This window comes from Paenibacillus periandrae, assembly GCF_022458865.1.
Taxonomy (GTDB): Bacteria; Bacillota; Bacilli; order Paenibacillales; family NBRC-103111; genus Paenibacillus_S; species Paenibacillus_S periandrae.
Map to the genome: position 1 here is coordinate 88,172 of NZ_JAJNMU010000031.1, position 15,118 is coordinate 103,289.

General features: G+C 43.4%; 11 protein-coding genes. 2 read left to right on the forward strand and 9 right to left on the reverse strand.

Annotated features, from left to right (window positions below; translation table 11 throughout):
* The 3 genes from LRL21_RS37715 to LRL21_RS37725 all read right to left on the reverse strand — a co-directional run bounded on the left by LRL21_RS37715 (window position 1) and on the right by LRL21_RS37725 (window position 4,681).
* Window positions 1–999, reverse strand: a complete 999-nt coding sequence (locus LRL21_RS37715; RefSeq protein ID WP_240420958.1) for an ABC transporter permease — start codon at window positions 997–999, stop codon at window positions 1–3.
* A gap of 92 nt (window positions 1,000–1,091) precedes the next feature.
* Window positions 1,092–3,059 (reverse strand): ABC transporter substrate-binding protein, encoded by a 1,968-nt coding sequence (locus tag LRL21_RS37720; protein ID WP_240420959.1) that lies wholly within the window; start codon window positions 3,057–3,059, stop codon window positions 1,092–1,094.
* A gap of 734 nt (window positions 3,060–3,793) precedes the next feature.
* Complete coding sequence (locus tag LRL21_RS37725; protein ID WP_240420960.1) at window positions 3,794–4,681, reverse strand: AraC family transcriptional regulator; 888 nt, start codon at window positions 4,679–4,681, stop codon at window positions 3,794–3,796.
* A 217-nt stretch (window positions 4,682–4,898) separates the two neighbouring features.
* On the opposite strand from LRL21_RS37725, the gene LRL21_RS37730 reads away from it, so the two are divergent.
* Window positions 4,899–5,654 (forward strand): SDR family NAD(P)-dependent oxidoreductase, encoded by a 756-nt coding sequence (locus tag LRL21_RS37730; RefSeq protein WP_240420961.1) that lies wholly within the window; start codon window positions 4,899–4,901, stop codon window positions 5,652–5,654.
* A 173-nt stretch (window positions 5,655–5,827) separates the two neighbouring features.
* Here the strand turns inward: LRL21_RS37730 and LRL21_RS37735 are convergent, their stop codons facing one another.
* From LRL21_RS37735 to LRL21_RS37760, 6 genes are all read right to left on the reverse strand, one after another.
* Complete coding sequence (locus tag LRL21_RS37735) at window positions 5,828–6,709, reverse strand: carbohydrate ABC transporter permease (protein ID WP_240420962.1); 882 nt, start codon at window positions 6,707–6,709, stop codon at window positions 5,828–5,830.
* Between the two features lie 19 nt (window positions 6,710–6,728).
* Window positions 6,729–7,631 carry an ABC transporter permease gene (locus LRL21_RS37740; RefSeq protein WP_240420972.1) on the reverse strand — a complete coding sequence of 301 codons (903 nt, stop codon included), beginning with the start codon at window positions 7,629–7,631 and terminating at the stop codon, window positions 6,729–6,731.
* Between the two features lie 144 nt (window positions 7,632–7,775).
* Window positions 7,776–9,431 (reverse strand): type 2 periplasmic-binding domain-containing protein, encoded by a 1,656-nt coding sequence (locus LRL21_RS37745; protein ID WP_240420963.1) that lies wholly within the window; start codon window positions 9,429–9,431, stop codon window positions 7,776–7,778.
* A gap of 226 nt (window positions 9,432–9,657) precedes the next feature.
* Window positions 9,658–12,048, reverse strand: coding sequence for a helix-turn-helix domain-containing protein (locus LRL21_RS37750; protein ID WP_240420964.1), 2,391 nt, complete (start codon window positions 12,046–12,048; stop codon window positions 9,658–9,660).
* 167 nt (window positions 12,049–12,215) lie between these two features.
* On the reverse strand, window positions 12,216–12,653 hold the full coding sequence (locus tag LRL21_RS37755; protein ID WP_240420965.1) for a bactofilin family protein: 438 nt from the start codon (window positions 12,651–12,653) through the stop codon (window positions 12,216–12,218).
* Between the two features lie 20 nt (window positions 12,654–12,673).
* The gene (locus LRL21_RS37760; RefSeq protein WP_240420966.1) at window positions 12,674–13,636 is read right to left on the reverse strand and encodes a peptidoglycan DD-metalloendopeptidase family protein; all 963 of its coding nucleotides are present in this window, start codon (window positions 13,634–13,636) and stop codon (window positions 12,674–12,676) included.
* 215 nt (window positions 13,637–13,851) lie between these two features.
* On the opposite strand from LRL21_RS37760, the gene LRL21_RS37765 reads away from it, so the two are divergent.
* On the forward strand, window positions 13,852–14,943 hold the full coding sequence (locus LRL21_RS37765; protein ID WP_240420967.1) for a ParM/StbA family protein: 1,092 nt from the start codon (window positions 13,852–13,854) through the stop codon (window positions 14,941–14,943).
* Window positions 14,944–15,118 lie beyond the last annotated feature (175 nt).

Here is a 15,118-nt window from a genome sequence, read left to right on the forward strand (position 1 = left end):
TTACATACCTCTGAACTCTGTGCGAATTTTTGGATCCAGCCATGCCAATAAAATATCGGAAATCAAGGTCCCAATGACCGTCAGTATAGCCATAAACAATAGCCAGGTTCCCGCCAAATACATATCCTGACCTAATAAAGCGTTATACATGACAGGACCCTGAATCGGTAAATTCAGTACAATAGCCGTTATGGTGGAGCCTGTGAAAATCGAAGTGAGTGACCAGCCAATCGTACTGACGATAGGATTCATAGCGGCACGCGTCGGGTATTTAAGCAGGATTTTGGTTTCCGATAAGCCTTTGGATCTGGCAGTCACTACATTCGGCTTATTCAGCTCATCCAGCATTTGACCTCTCATGACACGAATCAGCTCGGCGGTATTAGCCAAACCAATAACAATAACAGGAATAACCATATGCTTCAGTAAATCAAGAACCTTACCCATGGACCACCCGGCATTCACATAATCGCTTGAAAAAAGCCCCAGCAGCGGATCTCCAAAATACACGTAAGACAGATACATAAGAAGAATCGCTAACAGGAAATGCGGAGTTGCCATCCCGAGAAAGCCTATAGCTGAATATAAATAATCGCCTATCGAATATTGCCTCACTGCACAATAAATACCGATTGGAATCGCAACTGCGTACGTGAACGCCATGGTCACCAGAGAAACGATGATCGTGAGCGCCATGTATTGCTGGATAACCGCCATAACCGGTTTGTTATAGCTAAAGGAATAGCCAAAGTCGAAATGCAGGATAATGTTTTTCATCCATACAAGATACTGTATATACCAGGGCTGATCCAGCTTCAGACTTACTCTCATTTCATCCATATCCTGCTGTGTCATTACATCGCCGGCTACAGCCATTTTGGCGGCATAATTAGATACATAATCACCGGCAGGAAGCTGAATGATGTAGAACACGATAATAGAAATGAAAATCACTACGGGTATGACTAAGATGATTCTTCTTAAAATATATTGGAGCATCTCTGATCCTATCCTCTCCGCTTAATTCGAAGATGCCATTGAAACCAACAAGGGGGAAGCTCACTTCCCCGCGGGTTGATTAACCATTCGACTTATTGTTTGATAAAAAACTGTGAAGGATGACCATGGCCGATGCTGCGGAATTCATCCGAGTACACCAAATCCTTAGGCACATTTCCGACTTTATTGGATGCGACAATCAGACGAGGTGTCGGACCTGCGTAACCAATAACCCACTGATTTTTTTGATGAAGCTTGATGATCTCATTACTCCATTTATTAATTTCCTCTTTGGTTGCCGATGCTTTCACTTTACTCCAGTAGTCAAGAATCAAGGCAACATCACCCTCAGGCTTAACTCCTTCCTTGCCATTCGAGGAGCTGTACAATCCATATTGTCCGTACCATGGAGTGAGGACTCTTAGAGGTACAAGCGTATCAGGCCGGAAGGATACATTAACCATCGAAATATTTTCAGTAGTGGCGGGGATTTTATTCGAGTACTTGAGCTCTTGATGGGTGCCGGTATCCACAACCTTAAGGTCTACCTTGATGCCTACAGCTTCATAATATTTTTTGACCAATTCCAGAAAACCTGCGGTGCTCGTACTGCCTTCAATAATGGTGATGGTTAAATCCGATCCATCCTCATTGAGACGGAAGTTGTTTTTATCACGTTTTGTCAATCCAAGCCCATCCAAGAGCTCATTCGCACGCTTCGGATCGAATTTGCTCCATTGATCCGCCCAACCCTTTTGATAGCCGACCAAGCCTTCGGGAACCGATGCCTGAATTGGAGCGCCTAACCCATTCGTAACGATCTCGGAAATTTCTTTACGGTCTACCGCAACCGATAACGCTTCTCTGAATTTGATATCCTGGAACAGCTTGCGCAGATTCGGATCTGCGATCGTCTGATTGAGCTGAATACCCGCACTTGACCAGGTTGGCGTTGACCAATTCATAACTCTGAAGCCTGCTTTTTTCTCATTTTCTTTTAATACCGTGAAATCCTTAAAGTCAAAATCGATAATATTATAATCGCCTGCCAAGGTGCCGAGAATTCTTTGTGCCGGGTCCTGAACCTTGGTAGCTACAATACGGTCCATATACGGCAGCTGGTTGCCTTCACCATCAACCTTCCAGAAATACGGATTGCGTTCCATAATAAATTGATCACTATTGGGATCATTTTTCGCTACCCAAGCTCTTAAGGTTGGAATTTGCGGGTAGACCCAGTAATAATAACCGGTTGCGACCAGGAACGATTTGACGTCCTCGAAGCCCCATTTTTTGGCGATCTCTAGCGCCTTCTCCTGACCTATGAATTCAGGTAAAATAGTCTTCTGAAAATGTGCCGGTGCCTGAAACCATTTGTTGTCAATCGCCACACGCTCCAGGAACTGCACACTTGGATATTTATGAACGACCTTGAAGCTGTAATCATCAATTTTGGTCACTGTCGCTAAAGCCTTATCACCCGTTACAGGATCAACCGAGTAATAAGCATCATAGATTTTTTTACCGAACGTCTCTTTGGTCAACATATGCTCCCAATAGAACAGGACATCATCAGCTGTAAAAGGCATTCCGTCCGACCACTTCATCCCTTTTCTTAAGTAAATGGTGAACTCCGTTGAATCTTTATTGACGTCGTAGCCTTTGGCGATGTTAGGTTCGACCGCGCTTCCATCCTTGTTAAAACGGAAAAGCGCTTCCTCTGTAGGCTGACCGACCGTCCAGCGATCATTGACTCCTGTCCAAGGCAGCTTCCAATCGCCGCCGTACTTACCCGTTTCCTCCAATACCTTTTCCACCATGATATCTTCCTTGGCCGGCAATCGTTCAGTAACCGCTTTCAAAGTTGAGGCAGCAGTAAGCTTGGCGAGCATCGGTGCCTCTTTGTAACCCTCTATCTTGGCAGGAGCTGCGGGTGGTGCTTTATCAGGAGTCACAGGTGTCACAACGACTGATGTCTTGGCATTGGGATCACTTTCACATGCAGCCAGCGCAACCGCAAGCATTAATATCATAACCATTAGTAACCCGATTTTTTTCAAAAATTTCCCCTCCATAATGAGCTTATAATTCAACCCTTGTTTTGAAAATGCGGTGAAACGGGTTAATTCCTGTTCTTCACCTCCCTGATAACTTAAACCGGTTTAATAAAAGCGGTTATTTGCTAATAAATTCAGGTATGCTCTATATAGTGGAAATTAAACCGGTTTAATAAAATTAATAATACTATTTAGCATCATATTATGTTGACCAATATGTAATTATCACCACCTTGATTAAACCGGTTTAAAATAACTTTATTGGCAATGAAAGCGTTTTATTAATGTCTGTATAATACCTCGAAATACAGCATATTGCAATAGTTTTATTTTTGAATTTATTTTCCTTATTCCGTTAAATAAGATTATATTAATGGATTTATTATCCATATACAAGAGAAATAAATGAAAAAATTTAGGATCAACCCCAAAATGAGTGCTTGACTATTTAGCCCAAATCAGCCCAAAAATCGGCTGCAGTTGCATTCGTATATCGGTATTTTTCATTGTTTGCAACCATTACATTGCCTGTCTTATTAGATAAGAATCGAGCAAAAAAATAATTAGTATATGAATGAGTCAAAAAATGCTAAAAAGAACCTCCTTTAGGAAGTTCTCAGCCTTAAATTCTGATCGATAGACTCAGCTCAATAAAGAAACTATTAAATTCTGTCCTCCCGATATATCCCTACCGCGTACTCCACATACCTTGAGCGTGCCAAAAAGATGCCAGCTATCTAATCCCTCGCGCTTTCGATTCGTCTTAGATTCTCAGTATCCCGAGCTGGAGACGAACCAAAGAAGCGGGAGTACTCTCGATTAAACTGTGAGGGACTCTGATAGCCAACTTGATATGCGGCACTGGCTACTGCATAGCCCTCAAATGCAATGAGGTTTCTAGCCTCCAAAAGCCTTAATTGCTTTTGAAATTGAATAGGACTTAAACCAGTTGCACGTTTAAACTGACGGTGAAAGGTGTTTATAGCCATACCAGATTTTGATGCCATCTCACCGATGTCTAATGGCCTCATAAAATTATCGCGAAACCATTTTACAATTTGAGAAATCCTAGAGAAATTACTTTCCCGCAGACCAAGTTGCCTCAGGTACCATCCTTGTGGTCCTATCAGAACGCGATAAAGGATTTCGCGTTCATAAGCCGGTGCAAGAGCTGGGATATCTCTTGATGTATTCATTAATCGTAATAAGCGCAGCCATGCCTCCATAAATTCAATGTCTATTTCACAGGCTGCGAAATGCCCAGAAGCAGTTGGTATTAGATTTTCAGGAAGATCTCTTAATAAACTCTGAAGAACATTCTGATTCAACGCAAGACCTAGGGACATGTAAGGACGGCCATCACGGTCTGGATGTACACTCGCCGTTGCGGGAACATGTACCGGTACCACGTAATACGACGGCCCTTCCAGGGTGGCGCTACGCTCCCCGATTGAAAGAATCTTTGTTCCTTGAACCGTAAAACCAATCATTGGCTCGTAGAGCGCTGCGAGTTGATGTGCGGGAATGTCTCCCTTAATCATGCTTAGCCCCGGTACTCCGGTTTCAATGGGTCGAGTGCCTGCACTTTTCATTAGATCAATAATTTCATCTATAACTTTTTTCATACACTTATTCTATCACATGACTTCTTATTCCTCAACACAGCTTTGCAATAGATCGGCATTTTTAGGCTCCTCTTATATTAAAAAAAGGGGATAATTCGAGTTTTCCGAAATCACACATGGTGGTTTTAGGCAATTAAAAGGCATTATTAAATCTATATTATTTTAGCAGAAGCGACTAAAATAAAAACCAGATCGAACACAAAAAGGAGAGGATTTTATGAAAATCGCAATCGTAACAGGTGGAAGCAATGGAATTGGGAAAGCAACAGCTCTTGAGTTTGGCAAGCGAGGAATTAGCGTCATTCTCACATACAATTCCTATAAGGACCGGGCAGAAGCTGTCGTTAAGGAAATTGAGGAGAATAAAGGAGTTCGGGCTGTAGCACTGAAGTTGGATCTAACTCAAATATCAACATTCGAAGGTTTCGTTCTAGAAGTAAAAAAGAGCCTCAAAGAAATTTGGGACAGAACAACCTTTGATTACTTAGTTAATAATGGCGGTGTTGGTGGACCCATGATGCTCACTGAGATGAGCGAAGAGTACTTCGACAAAATTCTGAATACGAACTTTAAAGGACCGGTTTTTTTAACACAACACCTCGTCCAATTCATGGAGGATGCTGGAGCCATCGTGAATACCACGAGTTCCTCCAAGAACCAATCATTCCCAGGATACTCCGCCTACGGCTCGTTAAAAGCAGCATTCTCAACTTGGACTCGCTATATCGCCAAAGAACTTGCACCTCGCAAAATTCGGGTCAACGCAGTTTCTCCCGGTCCTACGCACAGCAATTTTGGCGATGGAGTATTCGATAAGCATCCTGAATTCATCAAGCCGCTGGCTGAGCAATCGGTATTCGGCAGAATCGGCCAGCCCGAAGATCTTGCGAAGGTCATTGTGAACTTATTGTCCGATGATTTCGGCTGGGTTACAGCCCAGGACATTGAAGTGTCTGGCGGACATTTGCTTTAAGATAGACACCTAACCAGCTCTCACACATTTTTAAAAATCGGGAAGAAAGAAGATTATATTTCAAATCATATTCACTATTACCGAACTGGAATTAACAAAAAGTCGTTCCTACACCTATTCCGAATAGGAGTATGAACGACTTTTCAGTATCAGCTCTTGGCCATTATGGTCGATTAGCCTTTTAATGCGCCTACCATAACACCTTTAACAAAATATTTTTGTACGAATGGATATACGCACAGAATTGGAATCGTAGCTACCATGATGGTCGCATATTTGATCGTTTCCCCAATCTGGAACTGATCCCCGGCACTCGCTCCTGCCGACATGCTGTCTGTCTGATTGGCCAGCAATATTTCACGCAGCGTCAGCTGCAGCGGGAACAGCTCACGGTCCTTCAGGAATACAGATGCATAGAACCAGCCATTCCACTTCTCAACCGCATAATAGAGGATCATAACGGCAATAACTGGCATGGACAATGGAATAATGATTTTGAACAGGATCGTAAAGTGATTGGCTCCGTCAATCTTGGCTGATTCTTCCAGACTGTCTGGCACGGACATAAAGGCCGTACGCATGATGATCAGATTAAAGGTGCTAATTGCAAATGGGATAATCGTCGCCCAAAGTGAATTGATTAATCCAACATTTTTAACAGTCAGGTACAAAGGAATCAAGCCGCCATTAAAAAACATGGTAAATACGATAATAATAATAAATACCTTGTTCCACATTACATTTTTACGAGAAAGCACATACGCACCCATAGCCGTCATAAGCAGATTCAGAATGACACCCATCACCAAAATAAACAAGGTGTTCCGGTATCCGATCAATATGCCTGGATTTTTAAAAACGTTCTTATAAGCTTCAATACTGAATCCCAACGGTTTAAACAACAATCCTTTGTGTGCTATCAGCTGCCCTGCGTCACTGATGGATGCAAAAGCAACATACAGCATCGGATAGAGCGCAATAATCATTAAAAGAAAAAGTCCCACATGGATACCAATATCCAATGCCTTATCCATTAACCCTTGATCCTTTGGCATAATCCTATCTCTCCTTTCCTTACCATAGGCTGCTATTGTTCACTTTGCGACTAATGTAATTCGCTGTAATCAATAGTATCAGATTCAACACCGAATTAAATATGCCCACCGCGGCGCTGTAGCTCCATCCGAACTCCAACAAACCTTTACGGTACACGAAGGAGGATATGACATCAGCGGTATCGTAAGTAACCGGATTGTAGAGCAGGATGATCTTCTCAAAACCTACGTTGAGGAGGTTCCCCATCCGTAAAATGAACATGATGGCGATTGTCGGCATAATACCAGGCAACGTAATATGAAGGATCTGCTTCCAACGGCTTGCACCATCCATACGGGCTGCCTCATATTGCTCCTGATCAATACCCATCAGCGCTGCAATATAGATAATCGACTCCCAGCCGATTTTTTGCCAAATTTCAGAAAGAATGTAGATGCTTCGGAATAGCTCCGGCTTTTGCAGCATGGCTTTTCCATCATAGCCAAAGTACGTCAAAAGCGTATTAATAACACCATCCGAATTCGTAAAATCACTAATCATACCACAGATGACAATCATCGAAATAAAATAAGGCATGTAAGTAATGGACTGAACGACTCGTTTAAATATTTGATTGCGGACCTCATTAATCAAAACCGCAAGAATAATCGGAGCAGGAAATTCAAATATTAAAGAATAGAGACTGATCACAACGGTATTTTTCAAAATACGCCAAAAGTAATAACTACCAAAAAAGTCTTTAAAATTTGCCAAACCCACCCAAGGACTGTCCACAATACCTTTCATCGGGGTATAGTCTTTAAAGGCGATTATAGCTCCGTACATAGGAGTGTAGTGAAAAATGGCATAATAAGCGATGACGGGAACCATCATCAGATATAAATATTTGTTCAACACAAAATCGCGGATAAACCGAGTCATAAAGGTAGGATTTGACTTTCTTACCGATTGTGACTTTTCAAGCTGCATCGTTTTGGCCATCTCATACCCCTCCTTCCTCACCTATTTGTCTCTCGCTCATAGCTTAATGGGTGGGAGGGCTTGTAGGCCCTCCCATCTTGCAAATTAACGTTTGTTGAAGCGATCCAAAGCTGCTTTTTGAATCTCGATAGCACGATCCAGCTTAACGGATTTCAGCTTTTCAACATATTTTTCATACGCATCAAGCGGCTCAGCGCCCAAAATAATTTTCAAAGTCATTTCATCGACTAATGTGTTAACATCGGTCATAATTTTCGCCATTTCCGTACTTTCTTCTGGTGTCGGTGTGATTGGCGGCAATTGATATTTAGCTACATCGGTTTTTGCCCAAACTGACAGAGCGTCTTTTTGCTGTGGAAGTGCTAGATACTGTTGAATATAATTTTTATCCTGTACGAAAGGACCGCTGTAATTTGCACGAGTATATAACGAAAGCGCCTGGGCTGGAGCCAATTTATCCGGGTTTTTCATTAAAAGATCCGTATAGGTCGGAACGCCATTCACCATATTGTAGCTTACGCCTTCTTGACCAAAGTTGAAGTATTTATTGCCTTCTTCGCTATAGCCGTAGTCCAGCAGCTTAACAGCAAGCTCTGCATTCTTGGAGGTTGCTGAGATCGCTACCATACCGCCATTTACGGAGAACGGCAAATCTCTTTGACCAAATTTCGGTGTATCGCCTTTTTTCAGAACCGGCTGTGGTGCGGGTACCAGCTTCGCCTTAGGATTAGTTGCTTCAACAAGCGGCTGCCATTTCCCAATACCGCCACCTGTATTCGCTACTGTAGCACCGGATGCGCCTGAAGAGATGTTCGCGTCAAAAGCTTTGGAATCGACGGTTGCGATGTTCTTATCCAGCAATCCTTGCTCGTACCAACCGCGGAATAGTGCCAGCCAATCTTTATAACCCTTTTCCGCAGGACCGAACTTAATCTGACCGCCTTCAATATAGAAATCACGTGTTACCCCATACGCACCCATGAAATGTCCGCTGTTGAACTCATTAAATACGCGAGGCTTGCTGCTTGCAGTGAAAGGAGCTGCTGCGCCTTTCTTTTCTTTGAAGGCCTTCAGCATCGCAGTCCAGTCATCGATTGTTTGCGGCAATGGAATTCCTAGCTCATCAAGCCAATCCTGACGAACAATCGGGCCTTGATACACCATCAGTGAAGCATCACCGCGGATGAACGGGAATGAATAATAGCTTCCGTTATCCGTTTTAACCATTTTGTCGATGTCTGGATGTTCTTTCAAATATTTTTTCAGGTTCGGTGCATTTTTATCGATCAGATCATTCAGCTTCAGAATGTATCCGTCTTTAATCGCTTTTTCCGGACCGCCTGGGAAGTCCTTAAAGAAGTTGAACTCAATCATGTCCGGCAAATCTCCGGAAGCCAGCATAACGTTAAGTGCTTCTTTGGCCTGGTTAACAGGAGGTGCAATAAATTTTAATGGAACACCAGTTCTTTTTTGCCATTCTGCAAAGAAAGGAACATCCTGGTGAGTCGCTTTTACGCCGACTAGGTTACCCGTCATCTCCATCCAATAAGAAAGTGTTTTGTCCGTCTTCATCGGATACGTTGTTGCGGTCGCAGCAGGTGCAGGTGTTCCAGCGGCAGGTGCTTTCGTGTCAGCAGGTGCAGGTGCAGGTGTGGCTGCGGGTGTCGAACAAGCGATCGCTGCAGTACTCATCATGGCTGTAACTACTAGAGTGGAGACGATTTTCTTTTTGCTCTTCATAGTATGAAGACCTCCCTAATATTTCGGCTGAACCGAATAATAACTTCAACATGAGATTGTGTATATAACCTGTTTCCCATACTCGTATTATATGATGACGCTTACATAAAATGAAATCGTAAATTGTGCCAATTTTATCGGCAAAAACACGAATTCGGATCAACAAAAAGTACAATTGAATATACAAAATAATCAATATACAAGAAAAAAACCGCATAGCAGCGGCTTATTCCTCCTTCATTTCCTTATATTTTCCGGGGGTGATGCCTTCATATTTCTTGAAGGTTCGAATAAAGGCATTCACATCATTAAAGCCTACCGAGGTTGCTACATCACTTACATTTCGGCCACTTTCATCTATAATCAACTTGGCACGCGCCACCCGGGTCTTGTTAATCGAATCCAGCAGTCCTTCATTGGTGTGGTCCTTGAACAGCTTGGACAAGTAAGCAGGCTTCATGTCAAAATGGTTGCCGATCATCGAGATATTAAGATTCGGGTCCGTGTAGTTTTCGTTAATGTAATTAACAATTTGCTGAATACGTTCATCCATAACCCGTTGTTTGGACTGTTGAATATTTTGCTGCCGCTTGTTGGATGTATATTCACAAACCTTTTCCAGAAATTCCGTCATTTGAACCTGCATTTCCTGAATCGTTTCACAGGTCGCCAGCCGCTCGATCCTTTTTTCAATCCGTCTTGGGTTACGTATTAAGAGGCTGTCCTCGATATAACCAAGCTCACTGATCGTTTTGATCATCGTGCTGACCAAATTGAACATCAAACATCGGCCTAGCGGAACCGACATGAATGATCGTTTAAAATTGCGTTCGATGATCTCATCGAGTGTTTGTCGAGCCATCGGAAAATCGCCGATTTTGACATAATTAATCAGCTGCAGCTCTACCTGAAGCGGGTAATAATAAACGGTGTCCGCTTCTTCCATAGCCTCATTCTGGTGAATATCCTCATAGGACAAAATTTCCTTGCTGCCCATAACCAGCTTGTACTCCATAGCATCGAGCGCTTCCAAATAAGCTTGGGAAATTCCGTTAATCCCGCTATGAATACCACTTATCGACAGGGTCAAGCTAATATGATATTTGGACATAATGAACACTTGTGCGTCCTTGGAGATGCGGACCAGCTCTTCCATCCGTCCTTCAGGATCCTTGGCAGAGAAATTAATAAGACAGACGAGCGAGTCTTCCATTTCGGTTACATAGCCTTGATGGTTCTGGGCTGCCAGCTCCTCCATCACATTGGTAATAATAAATTGCATCAGCTGCTGCGGGTCGGTCGAGCCTATTTCCTGAATACGCTCATGGAAAGTCCCGCTCTCCTGTACATAAAGCACAATAACGGCAAAATCGTCCGTAGCAAACCGCATATTAAAGGTGGCCAACGATTCATCAACAGGAATTTGTTCATTAAGCTTTCCTTTTAACATCCGTCCAACAAAATTGGATCGTAAAATATGGTATTGTTTTTTACGTTCAGACATAATTTTGGCCATTTCTACCAACGTATGGTCAACGGCTTGCTCGATAAATCGAAACTCATTGTAACCTTGACCACCAGTCAGCTCGGTTTTGCCGGAAAGAGCGGTTACAAGACGTCGTACCGGATTATAATTTTTGCGTAAAAATACATATGTTAAGGAAATTCCTCCAAGCAAGCTAATAAAAATACTCATGTAGGTCAGATTCCGCACCCGCTCAGCTTTTTCCCAAAACAATTGGCTCGGGATAATCGATAAGTATCTAAGCTTGGAACGATCTGATTTGATATAGGTGACCTCGTAATTAAGGCCATCCTTTTTCCATAAAAACATATTCGATTCCGGCATTTCCTTATCAAAAGGAAAATCCTTGAGCAAATTTACGCTTTCCTGCGAGCTGGTTACCAATACCTGGTTGGCTTCATTGAGGATTAACACATGTCCCTTGTTAAACAGCTCTATGTTTTCAATAGCACGCAGAATACGCGATTGGTCAACCATGATTACATTAGTAGCTCCAGGCTTGTCCGATTCCTTGCGATACGTGCTGATGTAGGCAACTGTATTACGGAGGTTGCCGCTTTCGTCAATGCGGGACATCGGTATAAAGCCTTTAAATTCTTTTTGATTAACAATTTGTAACCACTGCTCATAGTTATAAACACCATTTTTATGGATCAAATTGTAAGCGAAGGGAGCATCTCTGTAAACATCGGGCATGAGTACCTGATTGCTGTTCGCTATATAAATATAAAACAGATCGATCAGAGAATAGGAGGTTCTGTACAACAGCAAATCCTGTGTGATTTGATGCAGGTCATATAAGTATTCATTCGGGTAGATTTGGTATTTATCCGAATACAGGAACTGTAGAAGTCTGACATTCCAGGTTAATTCAAAATTCAGCCGCTCCATCGACTCGAATTGATTGTCCATGACCTCGCGAACCTGCTTCAGCAGCGATTGATTCGCCTGGTTGATTTCATTCTCCAGCGTCTTACTTGACTGCGTGTATACGATTACACTCATCAAAACAGGCAGCAATAAAACCGCCAAATAAGATAGGAGCCAAGTTAGGAGCACACTGCGCCTATTGATTTGAAACTTACCCAGCATCGAATCTCTCCTTGTAATCAATTGAAACATACCTCTTGCGCATGCCTCTTTCCGATTTCACCATTAGCCTACATTATACTGCAAACTCTGGCATCACGCGACTTTTAACAAAAAAAAGACATGCATTCAGGTTTGTCCCCTGTACACATATCCTTTGGGTATGTAAGCTACTGCCATGTGATAACGGTAGGCGCGGTTGTCACTGATTCCGTCTGTTTCGAAGGAGCAGACATCTCCAAGGAATTCGATTCGGCACTCTCCATTTTGCTCATTCCCTGGAACAATCCGCCTTCCGCTATAACGAGTGATTGGGCTGTCGTGTTCCCGTACAGCTTGCCGGTGGCGTGGATCGTCAGCTTGCCTTTGCACAGAACATTTCCATTGACGGTGCCAGCCAGAATGACGTTGCGTGCAATCACGTTGGATTTCACGATGCCCTTCTCGCCAATGGTCACATCGCCAGCACAATCCACATCGCCCGTTACCTGACCTTCAATACGGATGCTTGCCTCCGACTTGATCCTGCCTTCAAACAAGGTCCCCTCACCGATTAATGTATCTGTCGCATGTACACCGTTCATATGCTTCTTACCTTTAAACATCATCGTTCCCCTTTCAGGCTGGATTATTTGAGATAGGGCAGTGGATCGACACTGACACCATTCTGCAATACCTCATAATGCAAATGGTAGCCTGTGCTTCTGCCTGTTGATCCGACAAGCCCAATCAGCTGTCCTTTTTGAACCGAATCATTTTTTTGCACGAGGATTTTGTTGAGATGCATATACATGGTTTGCAAGCCATTCGAGTGGTCAACCACAATATGATTGCCTCGCTCTGGATCACTGCCAGTGACCCGCACAATGCCATCTGCTGTAACTGAAACCTCCGAATTGACAGGTGCGCTAATATCGTAGCCGCTGTGAAAGCTCGGACGACGTGTAAAGGGATCCTGCCGCAATCCAAAGGTTGATGTGATTCGATGACTGTCTACAGGCCAAATATTGGGTGTCACGCGAAGCTGCTCCTTAATTGCCAATGCTTTATGCTTCGTATCGGTAATACTTTGCTGCAGCGCGGCCAATTCAAGGTCCATATCGCTTAATTGTATTTTTGTTTGACTTAGCAGCTCGTTCACTTCGTTATTGGTAGCCGGATGGCTGATTCCTCCCATTGCGCTATCAAGAGGGGCTGTACCTTCAGCCGCTGCTACTATTTTGGTGGAGCCTGTGATCGATCGAACCTCGTCCTCCATTTTGCGAATATCATCAATTCTGGCCTTCATTTCCGAGGTTTGCTGGGATAGCTTGATCACTTCATTCTGAAGCTGCTCAATCGTTTCATTCTTATCCTCCACCGTATGGTTATACACCAGCTCCTGACTATCGATCTTAACCTTTAACTGGTCTGCGATAACGGCTGTTCGTCCCTGAAAGAAAAATAGTACTAAAGTAATGAGAATCAGGACAAAAACAGCGGACACAGCAATGTAAGGTATCGAATTCAGCATCTCAAACTGGCGAACGGAACGGTTCGCATCCGGAATTATGACTAATGTAAACTTTTTACTTCCCCATCCCAGTTTCATATTGGCTCCTTCTGCAGGATTCACACTCATCAAGTAATATTCACCAACAAATTTCGATTAAATCTACGTTCTTATTCGTCAAATCTGCTTCATAACCCTGCCTGCTTGCAGCCTTCCCTGCAAAATGGTTCTAAAGTACGAAGGGATTTTGTGGAAACAAATCGAATTCTAGTACTAAAGTAATTCGTTGGGAAACGATTGGAGGAGTCAGATCAATGAAGTTGGCTGGTATAGATATCGGCAATGACAGTATCAAGGTAGTATTAGACGGAGTACGCGAGCCACTGGTGATTCAAAACATTGTTGCTCCAGGCTATGAACGACACATTTTACAGGAGGAGGATTCACCGTTAAAGGCGCTTGATGTCGTGGTTCACAGTCCTCGGCTGTCCAAGAACAGCCAGCGTTATTTTGTTGGCTTGCTTGCTATGGAGAACGAGGACAGCATGGAGCTTGAGGAGACCGACAATAAAGCAGTTTCTGATCAGTCTCTGGTCGTAGCCTTAACTGCACTTGCGTATGCCGGTATTGTCAGTCAATCCGTGACCAACAGCGGCTACGGCAACATTGAGGAAGTCGAATATACGCTGGGCACCGGCCTTCCTGTACGCAGCTATTCCTATTACAATAAAATGTTCGAGGATCGGCTTGTCGGCGAGCATGAAGTGACCTTCCTGACCACACCTACCCTGCGTAATCGAAAAGTTAAAGTGTCGATCCGCCGCGCGGTCATTTCTATTGAAGGTGCAGCGGCGTTATTTCACATGGCTACCCATGACAACCTGCAGGTTCGGGATGATGAACTCCATCAGGGCTGCATCGGTATATGCGAGATTGGCGCCTTGACTACTGACTTTCCTGTCATTAATAAAATGAGCATCGACAATCAGTTCAGCACAGGAGAGCAGATTGGGATGGCTACCTATTTGGACAGCATTATTCGCGATGTCGAGGATCAATACGGTTATCGGTTTCCAAGCCGCGCCAAGCTGGTCCAACGGATCAAAAAAAATGATTTTACGATTCGTCGCATTGGTGAAGGACAATCCAGCATGAAGCAGGTGGTCGATCTGTACTTCAGTCGAGCCGCCAACAAAATCGTGGACCTGATCAAAAAGCGCTGGAAAAAGCACCCTGATATTCAATGCTTTTATGTGATCGGCGGCGGTGCGGCAGCATTGCGTTCTTATATTGTTGAAGCCGCCGGCCCGATTAAATTGCGCTTCGTAGATGAAAGTGAGCTGTTGAACGTTAACGGATACTTGAAGCTGGCAAAAAATAAAGTTAATTACAATCAGTATACATAAGCATACACGCACGCTGGTTACGGATAAATGAACAAAACCGACCGCTCCTGAACTGCACCCCAATTGTTAGACATCATCTAACAGTTGGAGGTGCAGTTTTTTAATGGCTAAGTATACTTCAGACGAAAAATTATCAGCTGTTCAACGTTATTTAAGCAATTCTGAGAGTTATGCA